Genomic DNA, 11,720 nt, shown 5'->3' with positions numbered 1-11,720 from the left:
TTCAGGGCGTCCCTAGGTCAACGCGTCCGACAGTTCGGAATCCTCGCGCAGGCGGTTCGCCTCGTCGGTGGCGTGCACCTCGTACCACATCGCGTTGAGGATCGCGAAGGCGCAGGCCAGGCCCAGCCCGAGAATCCACGAGAAATACCACATGGTCAGATCACCTCCCGTTCGTTGTGCAGGAGCGCACCCTGTGCGCGATGGCTCTTCGTGAACATGGCCAGAAGCCATTGCGCGCGGGCTGCACTCCTGCCCATTCAATAGCCGCCGTGCGCCTTGCGCACCTGCTCCAGCGTGACCCGTCCGCGCATCACCCGGTACACCCAGCCGGTGTAGAGGATCACCACCGGCAGCAGTACCAGGGTAGCCACCAGCATCAGCTGCAGCGTGCCGCGGCTCGACGACGCGTCCCACACGGTGAGGCTGGAGCGCGGGTCGAGGCTGGACGGCAGCAGGAACGGAAACAGCGCGAAGCCGGCCGAGGCGATCGTGCCGCCAACCATCAGGCTGCTGGCGATGAAGCCGCTCACCCCGCGCCGACCGACCAGCGCCTGCACGCCGACCGCCGCGGCCAGCGCCAGCGTCGGCGCAGCCCAGAACCACGGGTACTGCAGGTAGCCGGCAAACCAGCTGCCGCCGACCGCGACCTGCTTGTACAGCGGATTGGAAACGCCTTCGGTCGCCACCGGCCCGACGGTCGCGTAGCCGGGAATGCCCCAGGCCAGCCACATGCCGGCCGACACGTACAGCACGGCAAAGAGCAGCGTCGTCCAGCGTGCGATCGTCACCGCCCTGGCGGCGATCGCGTGATCGGCCTTCAGCGCGGCGAAGCACGCCCCGTGCGCCAGCAGCATGGCGAGCGAGACCAACCCGCACAGCAGCGCGAACGGATGCAGCAGGTCGAGCAAGCCGCCGAGCCAGCTCATGCGCAGGTCGTCGTCGAAGCGGAACGGCAGGCCGAGGAACAGGTTGCCGAAGGCGACGCCGGCCAGCAGCATCACCGCCAGTCCGGAACCGGTCAGCACCCAGTCCCATAGCGAGGCCCAGCGCGGGTCACGGATCTTGCCGCGGAAGTTGAAGCCGACCGGGCGCAGGATGAAGGCCAGCAGCACCAGCGCGATGGCGAAATACATGCCGGAAAACGACACCGCGTAAAGCGTCGGCCACGCCGCGAAGGTGGCGCCGCCGGCCAGGATGAACCACACCTGGTTGCCTTCCCAGGTCGGCTCGATGCCTTCCAGCAGCACCTGCCGTTCCTCGTTGTCGCGGCCGAGTACCTTCAGCAGGCCGGCGACGCCGAAGTCGAAGCCGTCCATGATCGCGAAACCGATCAGCAGCGTGCCGAGCAAGGCCCACCAGATCACCCGCAGCGTGGCGTAGTCGAGCATGGCGATTCCTCAGGGCCGGTCGGAGGGAAGGGTGGCGAGCGCCGGTGGCCAGAGGCCAAGCCCGTCCGGCCCCTTGCGCGCGAACTTCAGCATCAGCACCGCGTCGACCACCGCCAGCGCGGTGTAGAACAGCAGGAAACCGCCGAGCGAGGTGAGGATCTGGCCGGTGCTCACCGCCGACACGCCCAGCGCGGTGGGCAGCACGCCCTCGATCGCCCACGGCTGGCGGCCGTACTCGGCCACGATCCAGCCCAGCTCGATGGCGATCCACGGCAGCGGCAGGCTCCACAGCGCCAGGCGCAGGTACCCGCGCTGGCGGTCCAGCGTGCGCTTGCTGGCCTTCCAGAACGAGAGTGCGAACAGCGCGATGAAATAGAAGCCGCAGGCGACCATGATGCGGAACGACCAGAACAGCACCGGCACGTTCGGGATGGTGCTGTCGGCGGCCTTCTGGATATCCGCCGGCGTGGCCCGGCGCGGGTCGTCGACGTACTTCTTCAGCAGCAGCGCATAGCCGAGGTCCTGGTCGTGCGCGGCGAGTGTCGCTTTCGCCTGCGCGTCGTCCTTGTCCCGGCGCAGCATCAGCATCGCGTCGTAGGCTTGGATGCCGTTGCCGATCCGTCCCTTCGCGTCGTCCACCAGTTCGTTGATGCCGGGCATCGTCTGGTCGAGAGAACGGGTGCCGATCAGGCCCATCACCCACGGGATCTTCAGCGCGTAATGGGTGGTGCGCTGCTGCATGTCGGGCAGGCCGAACAGGGTGAATGGCGCCGGCGCCGGTTCGGTCTCCCACATCGCCTCGATCGAGGCCATCTTCATCTTCTGGTTCAGCGACACGCTGTAGCCGGACTCGTCGCCCAGCACCACCACCGACAGCGCCGCCGCCAGCCCGAAGCTGGCCGCCACCGTCATCGAGCGCTTGGCGAAATCCACGTTGCGCCCGCGCAGCAGGTACCACGCGCTGATCGACAGCACGAACATCGCGCCCAGCACGTAGCCGGCGCTCACCGTGTGCACGAACTTGTCCTGCGCCACCGGGTTGAACAGCACCGCGGAGAACGAGGTCACTTCCATGCGCATCGTTTCGGGGTTGAACGCGGCGCCGACCGGGTTCTGCATCCACGCGTTCGCCACCAGGATCCACAGCGCCGACAGGCTGGTGCCCAGCGCCAGGAACCAGGTCACCAGCAGGTGCTTGATCCGCGAGATGCGCTCCCAGCCCATGAAGAACACGCCGACCAGGGTGGCTTCGAGGAAGAACGCCATCAGCCCCTCGATCGCCAGCGGCGCGCCGAAGATGTCGCCCACGTAGTGCGAGTAGTACGCCCAGTTCATGCCGAACTGGAACTCCATGGTCACCCCGGTGGCCACGCCCATCGCGAAGTTGATGCCGAACAGCACGCCCCAGAACTGCACCATGCGCTTCCATACCTCGCGCCCGGTCATCACGTAGACGCTTTCCATGATCGCCAGGATCCACACCAGGCCCAGCGTCAGCGGCACGAACAGGAAGTGGTACAGCGCGGTCAGCGCGAACTGCAGGCGCGACAGCGTGACGACGTCGGCGTCGATCAGGATCATGGCTGGGCTTCCGGCGACACGGGGGCAGAAGGCGCCAACCGCTGCGCGATCGCATCGGGGCTGGCGTCGGGTTTCGGTTGCGGCGCGAGCACCACCCACCAGATCAGCGCGAGCGCCGCGATCTTCAGCGCGACGATGCCGAACAACTCGAACGTCAGCCGCCGCAGCGGGCGCGGCGGCGTGTGCAGACCTTCAGGTGGAACGCTGGAAATCGCGGGGCGGGACATGCGACGAATCCGTGCACTACCTGCCGCGCAGCATACGCCGCACGGATGTCGTCACGGTGTGGACGAATGTCGCAGCGGCGACTGCCCCGGTGCGTACGGTTACCCGCAGCGAAAAGTCGCTCGCCCTCCCTGCGGAGGCCGAAAGCGGTTTCGCTGCCGAAGGGGGCAAATGAACAAGCGGGGGACTGCTTCGACTCAGGCCGAAGCGAACGCGTCGCGCGTGAGGTTTTCCGGTGCGCCGTCGGTGCAGGCCACGTCGTCCTCGATGCGGATGCCGCCGTACTGGCGGAAATGGTCGACCTTCGCCCAGTCGATGTCGGCGGCCACCGGCTTGTCGCGCAGTTCGGCCAGCAGCATGTCGATGAAGTACAGGCCCGGCTCGATCGTCACCACCATGCCCGGCTCCAGCACGCGAGTCATGCGCAGGTAGGGATGGCCGTCCGGACGCGGGATGCTGCCGCCGCGCTCGCTCTGCTGGAAGCCGGCGACGTCGTGCACCTGCAGGCCGAGCGGGTGACCCAGCCCGTGCGGGAAGAAGGTGCCGGTCACGCCGGACTCGACCGCGCTCTCCGCGCTCAGGCGGATGAAGCCGTGCTCGCGCAGCACGCCGGCAATGACGTGGTGGGCGTGGAGGTGCAGCTCGGGGTAGCTCTGCCCGGCGCGCACCTTCGCCACGAAGCCCTGCTGGGCGGCATCCATGCTGTCGATCAGCGCCTGGAACTCGCCCGCCTGCGTGCCGGCGTAGGTACGGGTGATGTCGCTGGCGTAGCCGGCGGCGCTGGCGCCGGCGTCGATCAGGAACGAGCGGCCCTGCGCCGGCGGCATGCGGTCGAAGTGCGTGTAGTGCAGCACCGCACCGTGCTGGTTCAGCGCCACGATGCTGGCGTACGGCAGCTCGGCGTCGATCTGGCGCGCGGCGGCGAGGTAGGTCAGGTGGATGCCGAATTCACTGCGGTCGGCGCGGAAGGCGGCCTCGGCGGCGCGGTGTGCGCGGGTGCCGATGCGATTGGCTTCGCGCATCAGTGCCAGTTCGTACGGCGTCTTGTAGCTGCGGTGCCAGTGCAGGCAGTCGAGCACGGCCTGCGGGTTGTTGATCTCCACGCCGTCGATGCCCGGGCAGGCCGGGGCGAGCACCGCGCCGCGGCCCCGCGGCAGCTGCGCGACGGCGTCCGCCGCGCTGCGCACGATCACGATGTCGAAATGTTCGACCCAGTAGCCGTGCGGTGCTTCCGGCACCACGTGCCAGTAGTCGTGCGGCTGTACGAACACCAGCTTCGGCTTCGCACCCGGGGTGTAGGCGACCCAGCTGCCCGGGGTGCCGTCCAGCGGCAGCCAGTGCCGGAAGTGCGGGTTGGCGACGAACGGGTAATCCTGGTCGTCGAGGAACTTGCGCGGCGGCGTGCCGGCGGCAACCAGCAGGTGGTCGAAACCGCCCTGCGCCAATGCCCTGTCGGCACGTTCGCACAGGGTGGCCAGGTGCTGCGCATACAGCGGGGCGGACGGCTGGTGCATGGTGACTCCTCGGCGGCGGGCCGTCCTGCTGCCTGCTCGCTGGCCGTCGCCGGGAGGCGTGCGCACAGGGCCGGTACAACCCGTGGTGAACTGGGGAAAGGGACGCGCGTGCATGATGGCGCGTACACGCGGCGACCGCCAGCCAGCTGCCGGCGCGGCGTCAGTCCTGCGCCAGCCAGCTCTCGATGCGGGCGGCGTCGGCGTCGGTGATCGCCACGATGCGGTAGCCGGCCCAGATCTGCCCCGTGCTGGCGGCCGATTCGTGCCACTGCTCCTGGATGCCCACTTCGATCGGCTGCGACTGGGCCAGCATCCGCTCCGAACCGGGCAGGGTCATGCTGACCTGGTACAGTGCCTCGCTGCGCGGCGCCTGCGCGCTGATCAGCAGCATGCCGGTCATCGACAGGTTGCCCAGGTGGCCGATCGGCAGGCCGCTGATCGCATCGGTGACGATGGCGTTGGCGTTGGCGCGCTTGCGCTCGGCGCGGCGCTGGTCGCTGGTGCTCATCGGCGCGCGGCCTCTGGCGGAGTGGGGCGGCGGGAGGCGGTCGTCTGGCGCAGGCTGCCGGTGAGGCTGCGCCAGGCGCGGTCGAGCAGGCTCTCCGGTTGCGCCGGCACCTCGCAGGCGCGACCACTGGCCACTTCATGGGCCAGTTGCGCCAGGCTCATCTCCTCACCGCGCTGACCGCGCCGGCTGACCAGCAGGCAGCGTCCGGACATCGGCGAGTGCCAGGCCAGCTTGCGCCGGGCGATCGTTCCGGTGCCCGGGTCGACGAATTCGAACCAGCTGCCGAACGGCAGCTCGCGCAGGTGCTGTTCGATGCTCCGTTCACGCGGGCTGGGTGCCGGCGCCGGGTCCGGCTGGGCGGCCGCCGCCGGTTCGTGCTGCGGGGTGGACTGCAGTTGGCCGAGACGTTGGTGCTGCTTGAGCCGCAAGGCGAGGTCGGTGGCGCTGGGCAACTCCACGGCCGGGTCGGGCTTGCCCGCGCCGAGCAGCCGCTGCGCCACCTGCACGGCTTCCTCGACGTGCATGCCGATCTGCTGCAGGCCGGACTCCACCTCCGCCTGCAGTTGCAGGCGGTCGCCCACCGGCAGGCGGCCGAGCAACTGGTCGGTGATCGCCAGCTGCATGCCGAATGCTTCGCTGTCCTCGCCGTGCCGCAGCAGGGTCAACGCCAGCACGTCGGACCAGGCGCGGTCGAGCAGGGCGCGCAACAGGCCGCGCGGCGGCGACTGCGCGAAGCGTTCGGCCATCAGCTCGCCGGCGCGGTGGCGGGCCTGGTCCAGCCGCTCGCGCCCCTGCGCGGCTTCCACGTGGCGCCGTTCGGCCGCCTGTGCCTTGCGCGTGAGCAGGGCCAGGTGATGCTCGATGTCGGCCAGCAGCGTGGTGTACAGGCCGGCGCTGGGCGGTTCCTGGCTGGCGCGGCTGACCAGCTGCTCGAGCTTGGTCGCCAGCGGGCGGTTGCTCTCGTCGTCGCTGCCGTCGAGCCAGTCGTTCGCCGCGGCGGTCACCGTGTCGAGCAGGCGGCGTGCCGGATGCTCGCGTTTCTCGAAGAAGCCGCGGTCGGCCACCGCCATGCGCAGCACCGGCAGTTGCAGGCTGCCGAGCAGCTGATGGGCGTTGCCGCCCTGCTGCAACTGCTGGCCGAGCTGTTCGAACAGCCGCGCGACCAGTTCCACCTTGTCGCCTTGCTCGTCGCTGAGCTGGGTGCGCGGCGCGTCGCCGGGCTTGCCCACATTGAGCTGGGCCAGCAGTTCCTCGCGCAGCCGGGCCGCGCTGCGCAGTTCGCGGCCGGCCTGGTCGGTGACCTGGGCCAGGTGTTGCTGCAACGCGCCCAGCGCGGATTGCAGTTCCTGTTCGCTGGCGGCCCGGCCGACCGCCTGGCCGCTGATGCCGCTCTGGCTGGCGCGCTGCCGCGCGAGCAGGTCGCGCAGGGACTCGAGCACCTCGATCGGCGCGCCGCTGCCGCCGGTCGGGCCGGCTCCGGCGCCGCCGGCGTGTGCCGTGGCGGTACCGGTGGCCGCCGGCTCGCCGGCTGCGCCGGTGCTGCCGGCGGTGGCGGGGCGTGCCCGTTTGCCGACGTGTCGCGGAATCGGGATGCTGCGCAACTGCGGCAGGATGCCGTCGCCCTGCAGCTGTGCATTGATGATGTCGTACAACGGCGCCAGCGCCTGGAGCACCCACTGGTCGAAGTGCTGCAGCAGCAGCAGCTGATGCGGCAGCGGCAGTTCCAGCTCGGCGCTGGCCTCATGGCAGGCCCGGGCCAGCGCATAGGGACCCAGCGGCAACGCCTGGCCCTCCAGCGGCGGCGCACCGACCAGCACCGCCAGCCGGTGGCCCAGCTCGTACAGCACGCTGGCATGGCGCACCTCGCCGCGGGCACCCAGCTGTTCCAGGGTCATCGACACTTCCTGCTCGCCGGGGTCGACCAGGGTCAGCGCCTGCCACGGCTTCGGATGGGTGGCGGGCGGTGCGGCGCTGGCGCGGTCGATGTCGTTGAACACGCTGCCGAGGCGCTCCATGAAACGCTGCGTGTAGGCGGTGCGTCCCTGCAGCACGTGTTGCCGACTGGCGAAGCAGTCCTGCTGCTCGCCGGCATGGTGCGCGCGTTCGGCCAGCGCGAACAGCTGTTTCTCGAATTCGCCCAGGCAGCGGCGCAGAGGTTCCTGCAAGCCTTCCACGCAGTGGTGGTAGCTGGCTTCCAGCAGGCGTTGCGTACGCGCCGGCCAGCGTGCGTTGCCGACGCGGCCGCCCTGCGGCGACGCGGACGAGTGACGTCGATCGTGCCCGACATCCATGCATGAACCTGCCAATTCCCCCGGAGCGGCAAGTCTATGCCGGTTGCGACAGCGATGCCATTGGGTGCAGGCCGTCGCGGTGCGACGTTCAGTCCAGAAATGTGCCGATCACGTCGTTGAGGAAGCGCTGGCCCAGCACGGTGGTGTGCAACCGCTGCGGGTCGTCGTGCAGCCAGCCGCGGCGGACCGCTGCGGCCAGCGCGGCGGCGATCCGCCGCGGCGGCAGGCCGGTGCGCTCGGCAAACGCGGCCATCGGCACGCCATCGACCAGGCGCAGCGCGTTGAGCATGTATTCGAATGGCAGCTCGCCCGCGTCGACCGTGTGGTCGCCGCCGATCCGGGCCGGACCGCCGGCGGCGTCCAGGTAGGCGCGCGGGCCGCGGGTCTTCCAGCGCCGGCGCACCTGGCCGCCGGCGGCATCGCTGAGCTTGCCGTGGGCGCCGGCACCGATGCCGAGGTAGTCGCCGAACTGCCAGTAGTTGAGGTTGTGCACGCAGCGCCGGCCGGGCTGCGCATACGCGGAAATTTCGTACTGGCCATAGCCGGCGGCGGCCAGGCGCGCCTCGCAGGCCTCCTGCATCGCCCAGGCGTGGTCGTCGTCGGGCAGCGGCGGCGGGTTGGCGGCGAACGCGGTATTCGGCTCCAGCGTCAGCTGGTAGTGCGAGATGTGGGTGGGCTTGAGCGCCACGGCGCGTTCCACGTCGGCCAGCGCACCGTCCAGTTCCTGCTTCGGCAGCGCGTACATCAGGTCGAGGTTGATGTTGGCGTAGCCGGCGTCCTGCGCCGACTTCACCGCGGCTTCCGCCTCGCCGGCCGAGTGGATGCGGCCGAGCCGGCGCAGCTTGTCGTCGTCGAAGCTCTGTATGCCGAACGAGATGCGGTTGACTCCGGCGGCGAGATAGCCGTCGAAGCTGCCGTGCTCGACCGTGCCGGGGTTGGTCTCCAGGGTGATCTCGACATCGTCCGCCAGCGGCAGCCGCTCGCGCACGCCGTCAAGCAGGCGCGCGATCAGCTTCGGCGCGAACAGGCTGGGCGTGCCGCCGCCGAAGAACACGCTGACGACCGGGCGGCCTTCGAGTGCCGGCGCGAAATCCGCGCGATCGGCGTCGAGGTCGGCCAGCAGGTGGTCGATGTACTGGGCATACGGCGGTGGTTCGCTGCGCAGGCCGTGCGAGTTGAAGTCGCAGTACGGGCACTTCTTCACGCACCACGGCATGTGCACGTACAGCGACAGCGGCGGTGCGATGAGGCTCATGGGCGAAGTTCGCGCAGCCGGTCGTGCAGTTTCGCCAGCGCCTGGCCACGATGACTGAGGCGGTTCTTCAGCGCATCGTCCATTTCGGCCACGCTTTGCTCGTAGCCGTCGGGCAGGAATACCGGGTTGTAGCCGAAGCCGCCGCTGCCGCGACCTTCGGTGAGGATGCGCCCGTGCCAGCGCGCTTCGGCGATCAGCGGAGCCGGGTCGCCGGCATGCTGCAGCAGCACCAGCACGCAGATGAAGAACGCGCCGCGCCGTTCGACCGGCACGCCATCGAGTTCGCGCAGCAGCTTCGCGTTGTTTGCCGTGGCGTCACCGTGGCCGCCGCTGTAGCGCGCCGAATACAGGCCCGGCGCGCCGTGCAGATGGTCCACGCACAGGCCCGAGTCGTCGGCCAGCGCAGGCAGCCCGCTGGCCTGCGCGGCGTGGCGCGCCTTGAGCAGGGCATTCTCGATGAAGGTGTGGCCGGTTTCGTCGGCGTCGCGGATGCCCAGGCTGGCCTGCGGTATGACGTCGAGGCCGCTGCCGGCGAGCAGTGCGCCGAACTCCTTCAGTTTGCCCGGGTTGCTGCTGGCCAGCACGATGCGCGACATCGTGCTCAGCCCTGCGCCAGTGCCGCGCGCTGCGCCGCGACCAGTTCGCCGATGCCTTTCTCGGCCAGCGCCAGCAGCGCATCCATTTCATTGCGGCGGAACGCGTGGCCTTCGGCGGTGCCCTGCACCTCGATGAAGCCGCCGCCGTCGTTCATCACCACGTTCATGTCGGTGTCGCAGTCGGAATCCTCGGCGTAGTCGAGGTCGAGCACCGGCACGCCCTGGTAGATGCCCACCGAGACCGCGGCGACCGCGCCCACCACCGGATTGCGCTTCAGGTTCTCGCGCTTCATCAGCAGGTTCACTGCATCGACCAGGGCCACGTAGGCGCCGGTGATCGCCGCGGTGCGGGTGCCGCCGTCGGCCTGCAGCACATCGCAGTCCAGTGTGATCACGCGCTCGCCCAGCGCCTGCCGGTTGACGCAGGCGCGCAGGCTGCGGCCGATCAGCCGCTGGATTTCCATGGTGCGCCCGCCCTGGCCGCCGCGGGTGGCCTCGCGCTGGGTGCGGGTGTTGGTGGCGCGCGGCAGCATGCCGTATTCGGCGGTGATCCAGCCCTCGCCCTTGCCGCGCAGCCAGGCCGGCGCGCGGTCCTCGATGCTGGCGGTGCACAGTACGCGGGTGTCGCCGAAGCTGACCAGCACCGAGCCTTCGGCGTGGCGGGTGTAGTGGCGTTCGATGCTGACGCTGCGCAGCTGGTCGCTGGTGCGGCCACTGGGGCGGGTGACGGAATTCATGGGGAGTGGCCGGATTGGGCAAGGTTGGACCGGAGAGTTTACCATTGCGTCCTTTCCCCACGTCCCGAAGGCGCCGATGATCCGCAGCATGACGGCCTACGCCAGCGCCGAAACCACCGGCCCCGCCGGCACGCTCAGCTGCGAGCTGCGCACGGTCAACCACCGCTACCTTGAGCTGAGCCCGCGGCTGCCGGACGAGTTGCGCGGTTTCGAGTCGCAGTTGCGCGAACGCGTCGCGGCGAAGCTGTCGCGCGGAAAGCTCGACCTGACCGTGCGTTTGCGCGGCGGCGAGGCGCGCGGCGATTCGCTGCACGTGGACACCGCGCTGCTGTCGCGTCTGTCGGAACTGAACCTGGACCTGGCTGCGTTGTTTCCCGGCTTGCAGGTGCAGCTCACCGAACTGCTGCGATTCCCCGGGGTGATGCAGCAGGCCGAAGTCGATCCCGAAGCGCAGCAGGCCGCGCTGTTCGAGGTGCTCGACCGCGCGCTGGATGCGCTCACCGCCACCCGCGAGCGCGAGGGCGAGAAGCTGGGCGGGATCCTGCGCGACAAGCTGGACGCGATCGAACGCGTGGTCGCCGACGTGCGCGGCTGGATGCCGGAGATCCGCGCCGCGCTGCGTACCCGGCTGGAAACGCGGCTGGCCGACCTCAAGCAGCCGGTCGAGCCGGGCCGGCTGGAACAGGAGCTGGTGCTGCAGATCAGCCGTACCGACGTCGACGAGGAGCTCGACCGGCTCAGCACGCACATTGGCGAGACGCGCCGCGTGCTGGGGCTGGCCGAGCCGGTCGGCCGCCGGCTGGATTTCCTGATGCAGGAGTTCAACCGCGAGGCGAACACGCTGGGCTCCAAGTCGGTCGACGCGCGCAGCACCAACGCGGCCGTCGAACTGAAGGTACTGATCGAGCAGATGCGCGAACAGGTGCAGAACATCGAATGAACGCCTCCATCGAAGGCACGCTGTTCGTGGTCGCCGCGCCGTCCGGGGCCGGCAAGTCGACCCTGGTCAACGCGCTGCTCGAGCGCGAGAGCACTATTTCGCTGTCGGTGTCGCACACCACGCGGCCGCCGCGGCCGGGCGAGACGTACGGACGGCACTACTACTTCGTCGAGCGCGCGGAATTCGAGCGCGAGATCGCCGAAGGCATCTTCCTCGAACATGCCGAGGTGCACGGCAACCTCTATGGCACCTCGCGCACCACGGTGCAGGAGCTGCTGGGGCAGGGCCGCGACGTGCTGCTGGAGATCGACTGGCAGGGCGCCCAGCAGATCCGCGCGAGCAAGCCCGATTGCGTCAGCGTGTTCATCCTGCCGCCGTCGCGGGCGGAACTCGAACGGCGCCTGCGCGGGCGCGGGTCGGACAGCGCCGAGGTGATCGAGCGCCGGCTGCGCAATTCGCGCGGCGAGATCGCCCATGCGCACGAGTTCGACTACATCCTGGTCAACGACGTGTTCGACGAGGCGCTGGCCGGCCTGCAGGCGATCGTGCGGGCGGTGCGCCTGCGCGGTACGCTGCAGTGGCGGCGGCACGAGGCGCTGATCGCCGAGCTGCTGGCCGACGAGGCCGGTTGAACCGTAGCGCCAGCGCATGGTCTTAGCCCGACGCTTCCGCTACCTTGTCCGCT

General features: G+C 69.7%; 12 protein-coding genes. 2 read left to right on the top strand and 10 right to left on the bottom strand.

The genetic code is table 11. The annotated features are described in order from the left end of the window. Positions 1-12: 12 nt before the first annotated feature. The 10 genes from cydX to rph all read right to left on the bottom strand — a co-directional run bounded on the left by cydX (position 13) and on the right by rph (position 10,095). Positions 13-153, bottom strand: a complete 141-nt coding sequence (gene cydX, locus R2APBS1_RS16370) for a cytochrome bd-I oxidase subunit CydX (RefSeq protein ID WP_007509567.1) — start codon at positions 151-153, stop codon at positions 13-15. Between the two features lie 104 nt (positions 154-257). Continuing rightward, positions 258-1,388 carry a cytochrome d ubiquinol oxidase subunit II gene (gene cydB, locus R2APBS1_RS16365; RefSeq protein WP_015448774.1) on the bottom strand — a complete coding sequence of 377 codons (1,131 nt, stop codon included), beginning with the start codon at positions 1,386-1,388 and terminating at the stop codon, positions 258-260. Between the two features lie 9 nt (positions 1,389-1,397). Next, positions 1,398-2,969: a cytochrome ubiquinol oxidase subunit I gene (locus R2APBS1_RS16360; protein WP_015448773.1), complete on the bottom strand. Its 1,572-nt coding sequence runs from the start codon at positions 2,967-2,969 to the stop codon at positions 1,398-1,400. Beyond that, positions 2,966-3,196 (bottom strand): cytochrome oxidase putative small subunit CydP, encoded by a 231-nt coding sequence (cydP, locus tag R2APBS1_RS16355; protein WP_015448772.1) that lies wholly within the window; start codon positions 3,194-3,196, stop codon positions 2,966-2,968. Before cydP ends, R2APBS1_RS16360 begins: the two co-directional genes overlap by 4 nt. 195 nt (positions 3,197-3,391) lie before the next feature. Then, complete coding sequence (gene pepQ / locus R2APBS1_RS16350; RefSeq protein ID WP_015448771.1) at positions 3,392-4,708, bottom strand: Xaa-Pro dipeptidase; 1,317 nt, start codon at positions 4,706-4,708, stop codon at positions 3,392-3,394. A 160-nt stretch (positions 4,709-4,868) separates the two neighbouring features. Further along, positions 4,869-5,216 carry a PilZ domain-containing protein gene (locus R2APBS1_RS16345; RefSeq protein ID WP_007509557.1) on the bottom strand — a complete coding sequence of 116 codons (348 nt, stop codon included), beginning with the start codon at positions 5,214-5,216 and terminating at the stop codon, positions 4,869-4,871. Next, positions 5,213-7,507, bottom strand: a complete 2,295-nt coding sequence (locus tag R2APBS1_RS16340; protein ID WP_015448770.1) for a DUF1631 family protein — start codon at positions 7,505-7,507, stop codon at positions 5,213-5,215. The genes R2APBS1_RS16345 and R2APBS1_RS16340 overlap by 4 nt, the downstream gene beginning before the upstream one ends. An 88-nt stretch (positions 7,508-7,595) precedes the next feature. Then, complete coding sequence (gene hemW, locus R2APBS1_RS16335; RefSeq protein ID WP_015448769.1) at positions 7,596-8,762, bottom strand: radical SAM family heme chaperone HemW; 1,167 nt, start codon at positions 8,760-8,762, stop codon at positions 7,596-7,598. Continuing rightward, on the bottom strand, positions 8,759-9,358 hold the full coding sequence (gene rdgB, locus R2APBS1_RS16330; protein WP_015448768.1) for an RdgB/HAM1 family non-canonical purine NTP pyrophosphatase: 600 nt from the start codon (positions 9,356-9,358) through the stop codon (positions 8,759-8,761). Before rdgB ends, hemW begins: the two co-directional genes overlap by 4 nt. Positions 9,359-9,363: 5 nt before the next feature. Continuing rightward, complete coding sequence (gene rph, locus R2APBS1_RS16325; RefSeq protein ID WP_015448767.1) at positions 9,364-10,095, bottom strand: ribonuclease PH; 732 nt, start codon at positions 10,093-10,095, stop codon at positions 9,364-9,366. Between the two features lie 76 nt (positions 10,096-10,171). Here rph and R2APBS1_RS16320 point away from each other — a divergent pair, with 76 nt between their 5' ends. Both R2APBS1_RS16320 and gmk read left to right on the top strand, forming a co-directional pair. After that, the gene (locus R2APBS1_RS16320) at positions 10,172-11,035 is read left to right on the top strand and encodes a YicC/YloC family endoribonuclease (RefSeq protein WP_015448766.1); all 864 of its coding nucleotides are present in this window, start codon (positions 10,172-10,174) and stop codon (positions 11,033-11,035) included. Then, positions 11,032-11,667, top strand: coding sequence for a guanylate kinase (gene gmk, locus R2APBS1_RS16315; protein ID WP_007509545.1), 636 nt, complete (start codon positions 11,032-11,034; stop codon positions 11,665-11,667). Before R2APBS1_RS16320 ends, gmk begins: the two co-directional genes overlap by 4 nt. Positions 11,668-11,720: the final 53 nt, after the last annotated feature.

This window comes from Rhodanobacter denitrificans, from assembly GCF_000230695.2.
GTDB classification, from domain to species: domain Bacteria; phylum Pseudomonadota; class Gammaproteobacteria; order Xanthomonadales; family Rhodanobacteraceae; genus Rhodanobacter; species Rhodanobacter denitrificans.
This window is presented reverse-complemented; position numbering and strand designations above follow the sequence as displayed.

Coding starts and splice junctions, on each gene's coding strand:
- cydX (WP_007509567.1), bottom strand. CDS start 153: ATGTGGTATTTCTCGTGGATTCTCGGGCTGGGCCTGGCCTGCGCCTTC.
- cydB (WP_015448774.1), bottom strand. CDS start 1,388: ATGCTCGACTACGCCACGCTGCGGGTGATCTGGTGGGCCTTGCTCGGC.
- R2APBS1_RS16360 (WP_015448773.1), bottom strand. CDS start 2,969: ATGATCCTGATCGACGCCGACGTCGTCACGCTGTCGCGCCTGCAGTTC.
- cydP (WP_015448772.1), bottom strand. CDS start 3,196: ATGTCCCGCCCCGCGATTTCCAGCGTTCCACCTGAAGGTCTGCACACG.
- pepQ (WP_015448771.1), bottom strand. CDS start 4,708: ATGCACCAGCCGTCCGCCCCGCTGTATGCGCAGCACCTGGCCACCCTG.
- R2APBS1_RS16345 (WP_007509557.1), bottom strand. CDS start 5,216: ATGAGCACCAGCGACCAGCGCCGCGCCGAGCGCAAGCGCGCCAACGCC.
- R2APBS1_RS16340 (WP_015448770.1), bottom strand. CDS start 7,507: ATGGATGTCGGGCACGATCGACGTCACTCGTCCGCGTCGCCGCAGGGC.
- hemW (WP_015448769.1), bottom strand. CDS start 8,762: ATGAGCCTCATCGCACCGCCGCTGTCGCTGTACGTGCACATGCCGTGG.
- rdgB (WP_015448768.1), bottom strand. CDS start 9,358: ATGTCGCGCATCGTGCTGGCCAGCAGCAACCCGGGCAAACTGAAGGAG.
- rph (WP_015448767.1), bottom strand. CDS start 10,095: ATGAATTCCGTCACCCGCCCCAGTGGCCGCACCAGCGACCAGCTGCGC.
- R2APBS1_RS16320 (WP_015448766.1), top strand. CDS start 10,172: ATGATCCGCAGCATGACGGCCTACGCCAGCGCCGAAACCACCGGCCCC.
- gmk (WP_007509545.1), top strand. CDS start 11,032: ATGAACGCCTCCATCGAAGGCACGCTGTTCGTGGTCGCCGCGCCGTCC.